The 17,826-nt window shown below is 38.7% G+C and carries 14 protein-coding genes; 7 read left to right on the top strand and 7 right to left on the bottom strand.

Features of this window, described 5'->3' with window-relative positions; translation table 11 throughout:
• Positions 1-143: 143 nt before the first annotated feature.
• Genes PTET_RS10485 through PTET_RS10470 form a run of 4 tightly spaced genes read right to left on the bottom strand, consistent with a single transcriptional unit; the run spans position 144 to position 4,611 of the window.
• Positions 144-1,130 carry a TniQ family protein gene (locus tag PTET_RS10485; RefSeq protein ID WP_096038602.1) on the bottom strand — a complete coding sequence of 329 codons (987 nt, stop codon included), beginning with the start codon at positions 1,128-1,130 and terminating at the stop codon, positions 144-146.
• Positions 1,130-2,008 carry an ATP-binding protein gene (locus PTET_RS10480; protein WP_096038601.1) on the bottom strand — a complete coding sequence of 293 codons (879 nt, stop codon included), beginning with the start codon at positions 2,006-2,008 and terminating at the stop codon, positions 1,130-1,132. Before PTET_RS10480 ends, PTET_RS10485 begins: the two co-directional genes overlap by 1 nt.
• 3 nt (positions 2,009-2,011) lie before the next feature.
• A complete protein-coding gene (locus tag PTET_RS10475; RefSeq protein WP_096038600.1) occupies positions 2,012-4,012 on the bottom strand; it encodes a DDE-type integrase/transposase/recombinase in 2,001 nt (666 codons plus the stop codon).
• Complete coding sequence (locus tag PTET_RS10470) at positions 4,012-4,611, bottom strand: hypothetical protein (RefSeq protein WP_096038599.1); 600 nt, start codon at positions 4,609-4,611, stop codon at positions 4,012-4,014. The genes PTET_RS10475 and PTET_RS10470 overlap by 1 nt, the downstream gene beginning before the upstream one ends.
• A gap of 436 nt (positions 4,612-5,047) precedes the next feature.
• Here PTET_RS10470 and PTET_RS10465 point away from each other — a divergent pair, with 436 nt between their 5' ends.
• On the top strand, positions 5,048-5,584 hold the full coding sequence (locus PTET_RS10465) for a hypothetical protein (protein ID WP_096038598.1): 537 nt from the start codon (positions 5,048-5,050) through the stop codon (positions 5,582-5,584).
• A 38-nt stretch (positions 5,585-5,622) separates the two neighbouring features.
• Here PTET_RS10465 and PTET_RS10460 read toward each other — a convergent pair whose 3' ends face one another.
• From PTET_RS10460 to PTET_RS10450, 3 genes are all read right to left on the bottom strand, one after another.
• A complete protein-coding gene (locus tag PTET_RS10460) occupies positions 5,623-5,874 on the bottom strand; it encodes a hypothetical protein (protein ID WP_048690588.1) in 252 nt (83 codons plus the stop codon).
• 145 nt (positions 5,875-6,019) lie between these two features.
• A complete protein-coding gene (locus PTET_RS10455) occupies positions 6,020-7,366 on the bottom strand; it encodes a hypothetical protein (protein ID WP_096038597.1) in 1,347 nt (448 codons plus the stop codon).
• A gap of 52 nt (positions 7,367-7,418) precedes the next feature.
• On the bottom strand, positions 7,419-7,574 hold the full coding sequence (locus tag PTET_RS10450) for a hypothetical protein (RefSeq protein ID WP_077066488.1): 156 nt from the start codon (positions 7,572-7,574) through the stop codon (positions 7,419-7,421).
• Positions 7,575-7,822: 248 nt separating this feature from the next.
• Between PTET_RS10450 and PTET_RS10445 the strand changes: the two genes are divergently transcribed.
• The 6 genes from PTET_RS10445 to PTET_RS10420 all read left to right on the top strand — a co-directional run bounded on the left by PTET_RS10445 (position 7,823) and on the right by PTET_RS10420 (position 17,804).
• Positions 7,823-8,767 (top strand): DUF5655 domain-containing protein, encoded by a 945-nt coding sequence (locus PTET_RS10445; protein ID WP_096038596.1) that lies wholly within the window; start codon positions 7,823-7,825, stop codon positions 8,765-8,767.
• Between the two features lie 11 nt (positions 8,768-8,778).
• On the top strand, positions 8,779-11,619 hold the full coding sequence (locus tag PTET_RS10440) for a type I restriction endonuclease subunit R (RefSeq protein ID WP_244186358.1): 2,841 nt from the start codon (positions 8,779-8,781) through the stop codon (positions 11,617-11,619).
• The gene (locus tag PTET_RS10435) at positions 11,619-13,169 is read left to right on the top strand and encodes a restriction endonuclease subunit S (RefSeq protein WP_096038595.1); all 1,551 of its coding nucleotides are present in this window, start codon (positions 11,619-11,621) and stop codon (positions 13,167-13,169) included. The genes PTET_RS10440 and PTET_RS10435 overlap by 1 nt, the downstream gene beginning before the upstream one ends.
• Before the next feature lie 76 nt (positions 13,170-13,245).
• Positions 13,246-14,730, top strand: a complete 1,485-nt coding sequence (locus tag PTET_RS10430; protein ID WP_096038594.1) for a type I restriction-modification system subunit M — start codon at positions 13,246-13,248, stop codon at positions 14,728-14,730.
• Between the two features lie 34 nt (positions 14,731-14,764).
• Positions 14,765-16,954 (top strand): AAA family ATPase, encoded by a 2,190-nt coding sequence (locus PTET_RS10425; protein WP_096038593.1) that lies wholly within the window; start codon positions 14,765-14,767, stop codon positions 16,952-16,954.
• The gene (locus PTET_RS10420; RefSeq protein ID WP_096038592.1) at positions 16,944-17,804 is read left to right on the top strand and encodes an HNH endonuclease family protein; all 861 of its coding nucleotides are present in this window, start codon (positions 16,944-16,946) and stop codon (positions 17,802-17,804) included. Before PTET_RS10425 ends, PTET_RS10420 begins: the two co-directional genes overlap by 11 nt.
• Positions 17,805-17,826 lie beyond the last annotated feature (22 nt).

Raw genomic sequence — 17,826 nt, 5'->3', positions numbered from 1 at the left:
CTTTTTTACAATATAGTGTCGGAAATTGTCACTAATAGTGCTTTTTTCCACTATTACGGGTACCCAATAAATGACCCGTCTGATTGTGCTTTTCTCATTGATGCTGATGATCACCTGAAATTCTAAAAAGGCACTTTTTGGAGTTACATATCGGCCACAGAAATAGTGGTTCGATTAATTATTGCCGCAATATCTATTTGCTGATTTTGCGGTATAACTTTTTTAGCAGAGAGTTCAGGTAAAGTGTGAAATATCTGTTTTTTTGTAATGCCAAGAAGTTTAATCGCACTATCAAAAGTAACGATAAATGATTCTATATGTCGATTTGAGCTGGAGGATACTTGTGGTGTTTGGAGAAAGCTAACGCAGCAATTATTTATAGGCCATGCTGCATTGAGGTGTCGTATTAGTAGTGTTAACGGAAAGAATTGAAATTTTTCTGGAAGTTGAGAAAAAGGACTAGTTGCATCACCTAATCGTTCTATAAATTGGTCATATACTTTTTTGCCATTGAGGAAGTTGAAGCCCTGCTCTAATGCGCTGTTGAAGTTGCATGCCGATGGATGATGGTAAATGGGTAAAACAGTTGTGTAAGGATTTTGAATAAACAAGCTAGCTAGCAAGCAATCGCAGATTTCATCTATGAATAATTCGTTTATTTGGCTAGATATCGGATAGCTTTTTATTGGGCACAAACACAACTCGTTGGTGCAAGTACCTTGTAATAATAAAGGTGACCAAATGAGTTGTTCACCACATTCTTGACAGCTATCGCAGAGCACACAACCGTGCAGCTCACATGATAAATTACCAATGTTTCGCCACTTTTCTTTTAGATATCCTTTGCCCTTTACACAATAGGGACAAATACGAGGCATATCAGTGTGACAATCTAGAAATAGTATGGAGTGCTTTGGTGCTAAGCTTAAGTCGCTAGTGCTCATAGCACAGGGTACGAGTTCACTTAATAGCTGTCGTTGTTTAATGCTAATTGTATTTTTTGTAACCGCACTCCACATTGGTTTATCAAGCCATTCGAGCGGTGAGGTGAACCCATTTCGAAGGCTCAAGCGTAATAGGTAGCTTGCTAGACTTTCATCTGCGATTCGTTTAGGCATTACCGATAACATTAATCAAATTCCCTCGAATCTAAAATCCCAACGATGTCATTATCAGTTAGGGCAAGTGTGTCAAAAGGATTGTAAGCAGATGAATTAATTCCCAACAGGTAAGCATCTTCAAGCTTAGCCAACAGATTCTTACGCTCACTGGTTGAAGCTATAGCAAAAAGCTTCGTTAACAGCCCAATTCTGCCGTCGGTTGCGACATGCAAACGATTAAGTATAGGTTTGTCGTCTAGAGTGAATGGCGGAAATCGAAATTCGGTGGCAAAGTAATTACAGCACAAAAGCCAGCACTCGCAGCGAGAAGGGATTATGTAAAGCTTTTGTTCAGATAGGAAACGGCGGCTCAGTTGCTCCTCACCTTTTAATCTGTGCGTTGATTTGCCATATTTAAGCTTTAACAATCGGCTGGCGACTGGCGTTCCCATTAAAATAAGTGAAACTTTTGGGTTGTTATCTAGCAGCGCTGCTATTTGCTTTGCCATTCGCTGACTAGTGATTCCGTCGATATCCGTCAAACATTCCTGTACTTCATCGATAATGATCAGTTGTACGCGATGCGCGGCAAGTAAAACGGCAAGCCTGTCTTGAACGATATGAGCTTTATTGGCATTTTTACCTATGACTGAAGTGAGAGCTTTAACGACCTGTATAAGAAAATCAGTAGCTGTTTTAGTCTCCGTTAACTTTACATAAATGACCGGATAGTAGGTTACTTCGGGAGTACATAAAGTTGGAAAACGTGCTAGATATGTCTTGGCTAAACACGTTTTACCAACACCACTTAGACCTGTTAAAAGTAATCCATAATTTTTACCAAAACTTTGCTGATGAACTTGGTCTATTAGTTCAAGGCACTTGCTCAGACTTGGGTGGCTAAACATTGGCTAGTCCTGCCATAAACCAAGCTGAGCTTCGTTGCGATTAGGGCTTACTTTTCGCTTAATATTTCCTTTATCTGAGGGTGTATTATCCTCTTTGGACTTCTTCGACTTTTTGATAGGTTTGTATGCATAACTCTGATTACTTCGCTTAATGCGCTCTGCCGTAGATAGTCCCTTAGATAAGTTTTCTTTTGCAGTAGCAACTGGCTTGCCACTGCCAAGTGATCTTGTCCTTTGCTTAACTAACTTTGCAATTTTACGACTGAATATATCTCGCCGTTCAGGCGTCCCTGATGTTGTGTTAAGTTCTTCAAATGACAGTGGGTACTCCAATTCATTTCCAGATAGCTTTCGGTTTTCTACAAAATCGAATACTTTAGGGTGGTCATAACATGGGAAGTCTGCGATGACTGTTACCCAACGGCCATCATCTGGGTCAGATTTCACAGTAACCGTCATATCTTGGTTTTTATCGAGAGTTTTTGCATCTAGATAGCATTGCTTTATACGGTCATCCGCGAAAACCTGCTTGTTGACCTGAACTGTACCTCGCTGGCTTAATGAAGGGTTGTGCTCTATATAATGGCAAGCAGCACTGAGCAGTTCTTTATTGACAGGAATGAGAGGCTTTAGAGCAATTGACTCGTTCCATACTTGTTGTGGTGTTTTGTTGTTGAGGCTTGAGTGCTTTGAGTTTACATAGTGAACGAGGTAATCATGCAGTAGCGAGGCAAACTCCTCGACAGGCAAGGAAGCGGCTTTTTTAATGGTTTCTTCAGACGACGGCTTACTTGTTTTGTGGGTGCGTTTGTCTTTATAACCTGGAAGACCTATGGTTATTGTTCCATCAGGTAATTTAAATTCGCCTCCTTTAAAGAATTCTTCCCGCAACGTATTGTTGAAAGACTCAACAAAAGGTTTTCGCCAAGGTTCATTCGATGGAGCTTTGATTAACTCACACCCTAAGCGTTGGGTTATTTGTTTGAACTGCTCAGCTTTATAGCCACTGCCATTATCCACAATAATTTTAAAAGGAATACCACAAGCGTTTAGCTGGTCACTGGTTGACTCAAAAATACGCTTAAATGATCGAACAACCCCTTCCGTATCCTCAGAGGTGCCCAGCTCGAATGTAACACTCAGCGGGTAGCGTGAGTGGCAGTCAATAGCAATATAGATGCTGACGTTGCCCGTTGGTTTACCTTCTTCGTCAATAAGAGCCAAGTTAAGTGACATCCGGTCCATTTCTACTCGCTCAAGCACATGAGTGGTTTTTATTTTCTTGGATAATGTACGTAGTGCTTTTTTAACTTCGCTGTAGTTTCCAGAGTTTAAAATGATATTAAATGCATTAAGTCCTTCAATGCGTCTGCTAAACGTTCGTTCGCTAACCTGTTCAATAGCGTCATTTTGCGTCTGAGCTTTTAAAACTGCTTTAGAATAACTTGAGTAGCCTCTCGCAATGTTTTCAATGTTGCCTTTTACCCAAGTGTCAGTAAAAAATCGGTTGAGGAAGTTTTCCGTGGCCGCATTGGTTCGCTTGGGTTGGCTTTTTCTCGGAGCAATTGACTTTTTGAGATTAAATTCTGCTTCTCGATATTGTTTCCACCAACGTGCAATAGTGCTATTACCGTGTTTTTCGGTGCCGATGTGGTACTTGTCATGAACAATCTGTTTGAGCTTATCGATGGTCTCGTCAACTGTAGGTTTATAGCCATCATGCACCAATGTTGCTAACTCGGTAATGTAAGGCTCTCGCTTTTTCAGTTCTTTTTTTTGTGATGCTGTCAGCTCGTTATTTTCGTGTGTTATGGCGTATGCTGGTCGTAATTCACCGCTGTCTATTTTCGAGCGAAAGTCATCTTGAGTTAAGTGCAAGCCAATTTCCGAACCTAACATCGAGTCAGGGTTTAGTAATGCTTGCAGCTCATCATAATATGCTAGATTAAATTTACGCTGTTCAATATCGATGAAGGTGTCACCGACCACAGGTGGCTGATACATTACTTCTTCCTCATCAATGTTGTTTCTGCGTTAAAAGGCTTTGACGTGTCAAAATAAAAGTGTTGTTGTGCGACGAGTGACCAAGCGTGCGCTCGTGAGCCACCAGGCAAATTAGATACTAACTTTTCAAGTCGAGACAGTTTTGTTCTTTTTGGTAAGTTACAGATAACGGGCTGTAAATGATTGACGTCAAGAGTCTTGTAGCCCATGAGTAGTTCGTAGTTTTCTACCTCAATGCTGTCAACATCAAGCTCACTCCTCAGCACCAGTTCAAGCCCTGTTAACATATAAATGACTCGTTTCCTGAGGAAGTGGCGCTCAAAGAATTCATCATTCATATAGTGGGTGTGTTTGATTTCTACATATTCGGCATGGCCGGATTTATATTCCACCAAAAAGTCAGGAGTATAACGTCTTCCATACACACTAAATGATTCTGGTTGGGAAGCATATTGATGGATAGACTCTTCAAATTCGAGCGTTATCCCGTATTTGCGTTCGAGAAACGACTCACACCAGATATGACAACCATTTTTAGCACTGTAAAAGTTAATGGTGTGTTTTGAACGGTGTTTGTTGAATTTTTTTTTACCCTTCATGTTCGCCTCAAAAAAATTTAGTTGAAAATGCCCAAGATTTTTTGGCTAAAAATCAATCTTAGCTATAATTAAAGGTTGGGCTTGTATAAATATCAAGTTGATAAATGGATGAAATAGTCATCAAACCTCTCTCTTTTTCAGCACTTTAAAAAAGGTATGAACTACTTGTAAAGCTGTATAGTAAATACTCGAATATAGTCTTATTTTTATACAGCAACTTTGTGTAACTAATTGATAATAAAGAGGGGTAAAAATTAGTTATGTTTTAAAAAGATTTTTTAAATGGTACTCTTTTGTCGTTTTAAATGCTTTTTTTACGGCTTACCTACTTCGCTTTACGAAATAGTGCCGTTTTTTCACGTTTGTTTGAAAACTATTTCAAAATAAATAGTTATAACAACTTTTTACGTCAATTGACGTAAGTGCTGGTATAGATATGTCAGAATCTTCAAGAAAATTTAAAATAAATAGAAAAACTTCAGACAAATACACAGAAATAGCCAATATATTGTGTATTAAACATGCTGATTGGGGGGGCTTTTTAGTGCAACACGAACTTGATTTCTTTAAACGTAACTATTACCAGCTAAGGCCAAACTCACCAATGGTTGCCGCATGGTTTAAGCAGAAAAAGAAAACTTTAGACCAAGAGGGAGTGAACCAGCCCTACTCAATTAGAATGCCGCAGAGTTTAGTTGATGACTTGGGTGGGTGGTGCAAACAATATCGCGTTTCAAAAGAAATGATTGTCGAATACGCCCTTGAAGCCTTTATTCAAAGAGTTGATGTAGGAAGAGCAGCTTATAAAAAGCTTAAACGCCATGAACTGATGCCACTCTTTTTACTAGAGCATTCTTTTAAAGCTAGGCTCACTGAAACTGATAAAATTAGCTTTATACGAGAAAACATACTGATACAGGAGCACATGCTGCCAGGTGCTTTTCGCAAAGAGTTTAAAGAATCAAAAAAATAAGCACTGCATGGGCAGTGCTTAATATTTTAATGTGCACGTTATAGGTTTAGCGATTCAAACTTCTGTTTAAATAGCCAATGCTCCAATGCTATGCCGACTAACATCATTGCGCCACCAAATACTAGTGCCAATATTATACGGAAGGTTGATAGCCCTTCTTGATTAACAAATGACAGTATAATTGCTGCGGTTGTCGCAAAGATAAATACGCGACCTAACTCGGTGAGCCAGTGACTGATCACGTGCAGCCCATAACTTACGCCAAATCGGTTTTGTTGAGTGTCTTTCAATTGCTTCTCCTTTTATGATGACCTCAACAATATTTAGAGACCCTGTAAGGGGAATTAATCGCTCTTTGCGGGTTTTAGTTTCACCAACCTCAGACGTTTAGCGAAGTTTTTGCTACCACATATTGCAACGCTAGTTAAAAACGTTTCATCCACATTTTTCTGCTATTTCCTTAAGCTCAAGTTCTTCCATCCGCTGCATAAGTAATGACTTTCCTTCATCAAACCACCCCGATTTTGGAAAGCGCATTACAAACCATAATTTCCAGTCTTCAATATCTTCATTGCCAATCTTTACTGGCAACGCTCTAAGGTGAGGTTCTATGATTTTGGGACAAAACGTTAATGCTCGGCTTTTTAGTTTCTTTAAGGTTGGTTTGTGAGGCTTGCTTTGGATTGCGGCAACGGCTAGCGCTTCTTTTAATAAATTACGAATGTTTTCACCTGATTTATACAGTGAGGACTCTACAGCACTAACATAGTGTTCAAGTGCTTTTTCTATTTCACCACTTAGTAACAGTAATCGTCCCTTGAGCCAGTCTTGATGATATTGCAACTCATCATTCAGGTTATGCTCTTCAATAGATTTTTGTAAGGAAGCTAAGCGTGCTGAATAATCAACAAGGCTGCCCAGAGGTTTAGTTGAAGAGCGTCTTAACAACTTGTGTAGCTCATTACCTTCAGCAGATAGTTTATATAGATTCGCTGAGGTTATCTCATTGATATAAAACTGATGAAATACTTGCCCAAAATCTAATGTAGGCTCTTGATTATGCTGCAACCGCCAAACGACAGCATCTTTTAAATCGTTTACAAATTGATGGTGTGTTTTTCTATGAAATGAATCTATGAACCTTGTCAAAAACAAGGTTTCCTTATCTTCATCAATTGCATCTGAATTTGATAACGATGTCCACTGAGCCAGCAGAGTTAGGTTACCTATATTAGGAAGTTCTTCACCACTTCGCCATTTTCGAACTGTCCTGTCAGTGCCTTCAAAGAATCGCTTTATATCGTTTTCAGGAAGTGTTTGTTGGCTTTCATAAAAAGCGATTAGGGCTTTGATAGGGTAATTATCACAATAAAAGCTAGGCACTGTATTGGTTGGCATTTGATTAACGCCTACTTTCCAAATGATACTGGCAAGTGTTTCAACTACTAGGTGCTTATTTAGCATATAAGCAACTTTTTCTTGTGCTACTCCTTCCATTGGCACACGCTTAATGATCTCGACGTAGTTATTTAACCCCATCCAAATACTGTCGGAGAAAAACTGTGCGAAACTATCTGTAACGACTTCGGAGATTGGTTCATAAAATAAGTGTCGCACTGACTCTCCAATCAGTGTTGGATCTATAGACTTTCTGGATGCTAAGTCTTCTTCCTTGCGAAAACGGCTCTTTCCCTTAGTAGCCAATGACTTGGTGTCGGCAATATCAGCCAGACGATTTAAAACATACCCAATGTTTGGATAAGACTCATTGATAGTCGTCATTAATTTAAACCCTAAAAAATTCCTTTTGAAAGAGGGGCAATGCCCCTCGCCATTATTTACTATTTTTTGCGGCGCTACTAGTTGCTCGTGCCGCAAAACTGCCTTTAGGCACACTGCCGCCATTTGCTCTAGCTGTAGCGCTTTGAATTCGTTGTGCCGCTTGTGGTGTTATTGGTGTTGATGGCTTTGCATTTACTTTTGAAGTCATAATGTTCTCCTAGTTAGTTGTGAATCAACTTCGTAGGCAATAATCGATTAAACCTGAGTTTCGGAACAGGAATCAAGTGGCGCAATTTTTTCAAAATCTAAATATTGAGGTTACACGTTAACCTGTGTGTTAAAAACTTGGCAGTTTTTTATAGCAAGATCAGATGAATAGTAATTTATTAGTGAATTTTATATCCATTTTATTTATATTAAGACTCTAATTTCTGGAAGTTTTTATGCAGGACGCAAATGAGCGATATAAAGTTATTCAAACTAGACCAAGCAAAAGGAACTGCACTAGAGCTAGTGCGAGCACAAGCTAAGCTTGAAAAAGACTTGCAGCAGCTCGTTGAGTCACAAATGGAAACCTTCCTGAATGTAAAGTTCCTTGCTTCAGAATTTACTACCTCAAACGGTGGCAGAATTGATTCACTTGGTGTAGATGAAAATGGCTGTCCAGTTATCATAGAATACAAACGGCACACCAATGAAAATGTAATTAATCAAGGACTGTTTTATTATGATTGGCTTATTGATCATAAGGCTGAATTTAAGTTACTCGTAATGGACAAGCTCAGCAGTGAAGCTGCTGACAATCTTGAATGGGAAGGTGCACGTTTAATTTGTATCGCTACTGACTTCACCAAGTATGATGAGCACGCGATAAAACAAATTGATAAAAACATTGAGCTGATGAGATACAAATATTTCGGAGAAGATTTGTTTTTATTAGAATTGGTAAACAGCCACTCATCTAACCGTTACTTTTCTAACCCCGCAGCTGCCGCACTACAGGAAAAGACAGTTCAAGAAACTTCAAAAAAAGAACGGAAGGATTACCATCAGAATCGAATCGCTGCCGCTAGTGAAGACCTTTTAAAGCTTTATGAGCATATTTGTGAATTTGGCTTATCACTCGGTGACGACGTGCAACGCAAGGAACTAAAGTTCTACACAGCACTGAAGAAAATCAAAAATTTCGCGAGCGTTCAAGTATGGGCACCTTTACAAGACCCTTCATTGAGAATTTATTTAAACTTAAATCCTGAATCGGTAGAGCTTAAAAATGGTATCGTCAGTGATGTTAGAGGTAAAGGGCATTGGGGAACTGGTGATCTAGAGGTTATCGTCCGAAATATTGAAGAGCTGGATATAGCAAAGCAATTAATAAAGCTAAGCTTTGAACAAAACTAGGGAGAGTAAAGTTGGTAAATCAAAACGCAGAACAAATAGCACGCGATAAAATCGATGAAATGCTAAAACTTGCAGGTTGGACTGTTCAAGATAAAACCAAAATTAACTTGAATGACGGTATCGGTCAAGCTATTCGTGAATACCAGACAGATGTAGGCCCCGCCGATTATGTTCTTTTTGTTGATAAAAAAGCCGTTGGGGTTATCGAAGCTAAACGAGAAGAAGCAGGTGAGAAAATCACTGCCGTTGAAGACCAAACCGAAGGCTACGCTAACGCAAAGCTTAAATGGGTCAACAATAGTGAACCTCTTCCTTTTTTATATGAAAGTACAGGTGTTATTACACGTTTTACAGATGGCAGAGATCCTAAGCCTCGCTCCCGTGAAGTTTTTAGTTTTCATAGACCTGAAACGCTAAAAGCATGGGTTGAACAAGGAAACTCTCTTCGTGCTCGTCTTCAAGATATTCCACCGTTAAATCCAGCAAAGCTACCTGCAAAAGATTTAGGGCTGCGTGATTGCCAAGAAACAGCAATAACAAACCTTGAAGACTCGCTTCAAAAAGCGAGGCCGAGAGCGCTTATCCAAATGGCAACTGGCGCTGGTAAAACTTATACCGCTATTACATCCATGTATCGCATTCTTAAACATGCCAAGGGTAAGCGTATTCTCTTTTTAGTGGATACTAAAAACTTGGGTGAGCAAGCTGAGCAAGAAATGCTCAACTTTACGCCAAGTGACGACACCCGTAAGTTTACCGAACTGCATGTCGTACAGCGCTTAAAGTCAAAGTTTGTGCCTAAAGATGCTGAGGTGTGTATCAGTACCATCCAGCGAATGTACTCCATTTTAAAAGATGAAGAGTTAGACGAAACATTAGAAGAGCAAAACCCCGCTGAACAACTTACCAAGCCTAAAGAGCCAGTTCCTGTTGTTTACAACCCCAAAGTACCTATAGAGCATTTTGATTTCATTTTTATCGATGAATGTCACCGCTCAATCTATAACTTATGGCAGCAAGTATTAGATTACTTTGATGCTTTCCTGATTGGCTTAACAGCAACCCCCGATAACCGCACTTATGGTTTCTTTAAGCAAAACATTGTCAGTGACTATAGCCACGAAAAAGCTGTTGCTGATGGTGTTAACGTAGGTAATGAAGTTTTTACCATTCAAACCAGAATTACCAAAGAAGGTGAAACGTTACAAGCTAAGCAGCAAGTTGAGCACCGAGAACGTGTGACACGTAAAAAACGCTGGGAGCAACAAGATGAAGATGAAAAGTACAGTGCAAAACAGCTTGATAAAGATATCGTAAACCCTAGTCAAATTCGTACAGTCATCAAAACCTTCAAAGAGAGTTTACCTGTCATTTTCCCTGATAGAGAACATGTGCCAAAAACATTAATCTTTGCAAAAACCGACAGCCATGCTGACGATATTATTCAAACGGTTCGAGAAGAGTTTGACGAAGGTAACTCTTTCTGTAAAAAAATCACCTACCGTGTAAAGAAAGACAAAACAGATAAAGAAGGTAATGTAATCGAGCAAGGTGAAGATCCTAAATCGGTACTCTCCAGCTTCAGAAATCTATACGAACCTCGCATTGCAGTAACCGTTGATATGATAGCAACAGGTACAGATATAAAACCACTTGAGTGCCTTGTGTTCATGAGAGATGTTAAAAGTCGAAACTATTTCGAGCAAATGAAAGGTCGCGGAACACGTACTTTTGACCATGATGAATTAATCAAGGTAACGCCAGATGCAAAGTCTGCAAAAACGCACTATGTTATTGTTGATGCAATTGGTGTTACTAAATCACTTAAAACAGCGAGTCAGCCTTTAATCACTAAACCATCTGTACCACTCAAAGATTTGGCTATGGGCATCATGATGGGGGCTAGTGATACTGACTCTGTAAGTTCACTTGCTGGCAGGTTAGCACGATTGAACAAGCAGCTAGATGCCGACGATAAAAAGAGAATTGAAAAGGTATCAGGTGGTGTCTCAATTACTCAAATGGTAGTTGATTTATTCTCGGCTATTGATGGCGACAAAGTAGAAGAGCAAGCGTTAATACTGGCAAAACAGCCAAAAGGCACAGACCCAGGCGAAGATAATCGCAACAAAGCCCAAGCTGAGATGGTAAGTAAAGCCGCCAATGTATTTAACGGAGAGTTAATTGAGCTTATCGATACCATACGCCGAGATAAAGACCAAAAGATAGATCATGACAACATCGATGAAGTGCAAATAGCTGATTGGGAAAAAGCGACAACCGAACAAGCATCTGATATCTGCAAAGATTTTGTTGAATACCTAGAGCAAAACAAAGATGAGATTACCGCGTTGGAAATATTCTACGACCAGCCACACCGTCGTCGTGAAATTACCTTTGATATGGTCAAAGAGGTGCTCGAAAAACTCAAATCAGATAAACCTAAACTAGCCCCACTAAATGTATGGCAAGCGTATGAATTACTCGAAGACCCTGACAATAAAAAAGAACAGGGTAATAAGCCAATTAATGAGTTAACCGCTTTAGTCGCATTAATTCGCCGTGTAGTAGGCATTGATGATAAACTCTCGACCTTTAATACCACCGTCAGCAAGAATTTCCAAACGTGGATCATGAAGCACCACTCAGGTAGCAACCAAAAGTTCACTAAAGAACAAATGGCGTGGCTACATATGATCCGTGAACACTTTGTTAATTCATTCCATTTTGAATTAGATGATCTGGAAATGTCACCATTTGATGCACAAGGTGGTTTAGGCAAGATGTATCAACTCTTTGGTGATGATATGAATAAAATTATAGATGAATTAAATAGTGAGTTAGTAGCTTAGTGAGTGACTTAAATAAAAATAACTTACCTGTTGGTTGGGAGATAGATGACTATGCAAATATAGTTACAACTATTTCTACAAATGGGAAAAAAGTTAATCAGAAACAGTATGAAGTATCAGGGAAATATCCAGTTATAGATCAAGGTAAAGAAGATTGTAGTGGGTATTGTAACGATGAAGAAAAAGTCATAGATGCAAACTTCCCTATCTTGGTTTTTGGAGATCACACTAGGGCTGTTAAATCAATCAATAACCCCTTTGTGGCCGGAGCTGATGGCGTAAAAGTTCTTCAGCCTAGTGGAGCAATTACACCGAAGCTTTTATTTTATTTCACCCAATATCTAGCGATATCAATCAAAGATAAAGGGTATGCACGACATTACCAGTGGGTTGCAAAAGAGCTTATTGGCATTCCACCAGAAAATGAACAAATCCGTATTGTTGAAAAAATAGAAGAGCTATTCTCTGAATTAGATAAAGGAATTGAAAGTCTAAAAACCGCTAAGGCCCAACTTGCTGTTTATCGCCAAGCGTTGTTAAAACATGCTTTTGAAGGCAAATTAACCGAAGAATGGCGGAAGGATAATGCTGACAAGCTTGAATCGCCGGAACAGCTTCTCCAGCACATTCAACAAGAGCGCGAAGCTCGTTACCAACAGCAACTTGAAGACTGGAAAAAAGAAGTTGTAGAATGGGAAACTGAAGGTAAAGAGGGTAAAAAACCAACAAAGCCCAAAAAACATAAGATATTTCCTTCTCTTGAAGATAAAGATATCGATGCTCTTCCTACATTACCAGAGAGCTGGCAGTGGATTAGATTAGGTAACTTGATTAACGGTTCAGCTCAAAACGGTATTTACAAGCCAAGTAGTGACTATGGTCAAGGTAACTATATAGTACGAATTGATGATTTCTATGATGGAAGTTTGGTAAAGAAAGGTGGCTTTAAAAGGCTAACTCTTACTAAGGAAGAGCTGAATACCTACGTTCTTGAACCTAACGATATACTAGTTAATAGAGTTAATAGTATTGAGTATTTAGGTAAGTGTTGTGAGATACCAGAGCTTGATGAACCAATAGTTTTTGAAAGCAACATAATGAAGTTTAAGGTACTAAATGACTTTCTAAAAGGAAGTTTCTTAACGTCTTACCTTTCCAGTTTTTCAGGTAAAAACCGTATTTGCGACAATGCAAAACATGCTGTAAATCAAGCAAGTATAAACCAGACTGATGTTGGGATGACACCAGTTCCCATTTGTTGTATCAACGAGCAAAATCAAATTGCAGATATTCTCGAACAAAAGTTAACCGTCGTCGAACACGAACTAACCAATATTGAAATTAACCTGAAAAAATCTGACATTTTAAGGCAATCAATTCTAAAGAAAGCATTCTCAGGGCAACTAGTCTCTCAAGACCCAAATGATGATCCAGCTAGCGAGCTATTAAAGAAAATAGCGATTGAAAAAGCAGAACTAGCTGAGAAAAAGAAAGCAGAAAAGGCAGCTGCCAGCAAAGCGAAAACGGCGGCTAAAAAAGCAAAAATATAATATTCCGATAGTTGAAGCTGAGCATCAGTATTTGTAGATAAACGACTATCCCAAAAAAATAATTAAGTGAAAAAGAATGAACACACAAAGCATAGTATCTAAAGTTTGGAGTTTTTGTACCACCTTACGTGACGATGGTGTCGGTTACGGTGACTACCTTACTCAATTGACTTACTTGATCTTCCTTAAAATGGCAGATGAGTATAGTAAACCACCTTATAGCCGAGATGTAGGTATACCTGAAGAGTACAACTGGCAGAGCCTTAAAAATGAAACAGGCTCAGATCTTGAAGTGCATTATGTCACTACACTGAGAGAGCTTGCTAAAAAGCCTGGCATGTTGGGGCAAATATTTACAAAGGCCCAAAACTACATCCAAGATCCGTCAAAACTAAAGCGATTAGTTGAAATGGTTGATGATGTTAATTGGGTGATGATGGGGTCTGACACTAAAGGCACCATCTATGAAGGCTTGTTGGAAAAAAACGCTGAAGATACTAAATCTGGCGCAGGCCAATACTTTACGCCTCGCGATCTAATCAAAACGATAGTTTTATGTATGAGACCAGCGCCAAATCAAACTATAGCTGATCCGGCATGTGGTACGGGCGGATTTTTCTTACATGCGTATGATTTCATAACTGATCCTAATAATTACAAATTAGATAAACAGCAAAAAGCATTTCTTAAAAATGAAACTTTCTTTGGCAACGAAATTGTCGCCAATACTCGCCGTCTATGTTTAATGAACATGTTTTTACATAACATTGGTGAAATTGACGGTGAAAGCTTGGTTAGCGGTGATGACTCATTGATTTCTCAGCCTTCACGCACAGTAGACATGGTTCTTGCAAACCCTCCGTTCGGTAAGAAAAGTAGCATGACGTTTACCAATGAAGAAGGTGAACAAGAAAAAGACGATTTAACCTACAACCGACAAGACTTCTGGGCGACTACCTCAAACAAACAGGTTAACTTCGTTCAGCATATTCGCAGTATGTTAAACACAACTGGTCGCGCCGCAGTGGTTTTACCAGACAACGTTTTGTTTGAAGGTGGAGCGGGTGAAACAGTCCGTAAAAGATTGATGGAGAGCACTGAGCTTCATACTATATTACGTCTACCAACAGGTATCTTCTACGCAAATGGCGTAAAGGCGAACGTTTTATTCTTCGACAACAAGCCTGCACAAAAAGACGCATGGACAAAAGACATCTGGTTCTTCGATTATCGCACCAATGTTCATCACACGCTGAAGAAAAAGCCAATGACAATGGCTGACCTTCAAGAGTTTGTTGATTGTTATAACCCTGAGAACAGACATGACCGAACAGAAACATGGAACGAAGAAACAAACCCTGAAGGCCGTTGGCGCAAATACACTCACGAAGAAATTTTAGCGCGTGATAAAACTAGCTTAGATATTTTCTGGCTAAAAGATAAATCGCTAACCGACTTAGAAAACCTGCCTGACCCGGAAGTATTAGCAGGAGAGATAATTGAAAACATGGAAGCTGGCTTAGACAGCTTTCGCCAAGTATTAGTGTCGTTGAATGCATAGCAGAGAAGCTCTGTTTGATATTTAGGGTGTATTAATGAGATATGTTCAAAGGACTGATTATTTTAATCATAGCCAATTAAATTTAGAGAAAGAAAAGTACCTCGAAGAACTAAAAGAATATTTTTCAAAGGAGCAATATGTTCGCCCTCCAAAATATAAAGGATGGGTTTTAAAAGAGATAAAATATGACCTGTTCAACGAATTTGAACATAAATGTGCATTTTGTGAAACGATAGTAGAAGAAAGCATATCTGTAGTTGAACATTTCCGTCCAATAGGTGGCGCTCGAAGGAAGAATGGGCAAGTAGATAATGCTTATTATGCTTGGCTTACACTAGATTGGGAGAACCTTTACCTATCTTGTATTGAGTGCTCAAAATATAAAGGAAATAACTTCTCTGTAGCTAATCCTGGTCAGATTATGATGCCTCTGAAGCAACTAAGGGAAATAGAAAAAGCAGATTTGATAGATCCTTGTTATTTTGATCCATCTCAGCACATTGAGCTTAATGACAGAGGTTTGCTCGAAGGAATCACAAGAATTGGTCAGGAAACAATTAAAGTTTTGAAGCTTAACCGTCTCAATTTAGTAGAGAGAAGATTGAGTAAGATTACTGAATTATTCAATTATGCAGATTTGTACGTTGATCAAAATGATCCAAGAGCCAAAGCTGAAATTAAAAGTAGAATCGAGGATTTAGTTTCAGCAAAAGGCGAATTCAGTGGTTTGTTAGCTAAATTTGCTATGACAACACAGAACAATGAACTGCGTGATAGCATTAAATTTTTTCTTAAGCTTCAAGTTGTACCTGCATCCGTTATTAAACGGACCTCAAAAAGTTTAGCTGAGTTACAGGCTTTTAATTCAGTCTACTTTGATTACATACCAATCAATCAGTTTCACTCAATTTCGAGTATTGAAATTAAAGGTTTTAAAGGAATAAAGAACTTTCGTACTGATGTTCGTATGTTGGAGGGTAAAGGGGCTTGTTATTCTTTTTTAGGCACTAACGGATTAGGAAAAACAACTATTCTACAGGCGATTACATTAGCTTTACTAGGTGCTGAACGGTTAAACAATTTAGGTGTGAAAGCTAAAAGTCGTCTTGGACTCAATGCAAAAGATATAATTCATCGAAATTATAAAGAAGCTCGGATTAAAGTATCATTTAGCAATAACGAATTAACAAATGAGCTATTAATTACGAGAAGTGAAAATAATCAAAACCAAAGAGTTACTATATTTGGTGAAACTGATTTTTCACCTTGCGTGCTAAGTTACGGTTCGTATAGGTTAGCAGCCAAATCTCAATTGAAAGATAATCTCAGTAATGCAATGGGCTTTCGAATTCAATCATTGTTCAATGAAACAGCTAGACTGAATGGGATTCAAGGCATTTTAAAAAGGCATAAGAATCGCAACAGTTTATTAGCGATAGCTGATATCTTAGAATCAATATTGGGATCAGAGGGTGTCAAGTTCGAAATTAACCAAAAACAAAAGTTACTAATCAAAAGACTGACTAATAATAATGAATTTGAGTACATAAATTTCGACGTTCTAAGTGCTGGTTATAAAACAGTTGTTACTATAGTTTGCGATATATTGGATGTCTTACTTTCTGTTGACCAAGGAGTAAGTTCGCTAGAGTCTACTCAAGCATATGTTTTAATCGATGAACTTGATGCTCATTTACATCCCTCTTGGAGGCTTAAGATACTGCAAGCTTTTAGAGATGCGTTTCCTCTAGTTCATTTTTATGTTTCAACTCATGATCCCTTAATTTTGAGAGGCTTAAATGAAGGTGAATTATTGATACTAAAGCACGATGAAGATGATGAGCTGGTTGCAATAACAGATTATCCTTCATTAAAAGGTGCTTCTGTCGATCAGTTACTCACATCTGACATGTTTGGGCTGCAAACAACTCAGGACATCGAAACAGAGGATATCCTTCAAGACTATTACAAAGAGCTTGAAAGAGTTGCTAGTGAATCTAGTGATTCTAATTCAATAGAAATAATTGAGAACATCAGCCCCCCCAAAGAACTGGAGTTGAAAAGCAATACTGGTTTAACAAAGCGAGAACGGATGTTGACGCGCCTGATAGATCTAGAAATAGCAGAGCACAGGAAGGATCTTTATTACTCGGAGTGGTCAAAAGAGTCAATTGAAACTTTATTTGAAAAAGCTAAAAGTCTTGGGATGATTGATGATATATAGAGACCGTACCTCAATTGCTGTTCCAGGCTCTTGTGACGGCCAAAACTCAGCAGCAAGTGAAGAGCTACAAAAAGCAACAGCATTCTATAACAACTATGTTCCAGGTGAGAAGGCATACAGCTTTAAAGTATATAAGAATGCTGACATCAGCAGAGCATTGCATAGTTTATTCAAAAAAAAATGTGCTTACTGTGAAAGTTATTATCTTGATGTACATCCTACTGACATTGAGCACTTCAGACCTAAAGCCAGAATTCAAAAAGAAGGAGAACAAGGAACGATTAGTCCTGGGTACTGGTGGTTAGCTGCCGACTGGAGCAACTTATTACCGTCTTGTATAGATTGTAACCGTAAGAGGGGTCACTTAATACGTAATAATCAAATCAATCTAGGTAAATCTGACCACTTTCCTATATATCCCACATCAAACACGCTAAGAGTTCAGGGTAGTGAAGTAAATGAAATCCCGCTACTTATTAATCCGTGTGAAGAGAATCCTTCAGACTACCTAACATTTTATCCAGTGTGTGAGCGTCCCATCGCAAAGCCTGTGAATCAATCCGGCGTTAGTCGGCTAAAAGCTAAAGCTTCTATCAAATATTTTGGATTAAATAGACCGGAATTAGTCGAAAGTAGAGCGAAAACTTACAAAGGGCTACAACGCTGTTTTTTTCGAATAGAAAGATATTTTAAACGACAGGAAGAAGAGGGAATAGACTTTACCAATGAAATCGAGGAAGAGTTATTAATTATTAAAGAAGATTACCTTGATGATTCTCAACCTTACTCTGTAGCTTGCAAAGAGATGTTTAAACTGTGGCTACATACCTCTCAGATGAGAGGGGTTTAAACAGTTACCAATCAATAGAGCA

The organism is Pseudoalteromonas tetraodonis, assembly GCF_002310835.1.
Classification (GTDB): domain Bacteria; phylum Pseudomonadota; class Gammaproteobacteria; order Enterobacterales; family Alteromonadaceae; genus Pseudoalteromonas; species Pseudoalteromonas tetraodonis.
Note: the sequence above shows the minus strand (reverse complement) of the source record. Positions and strands in the feature narration are given on the sequence as shown.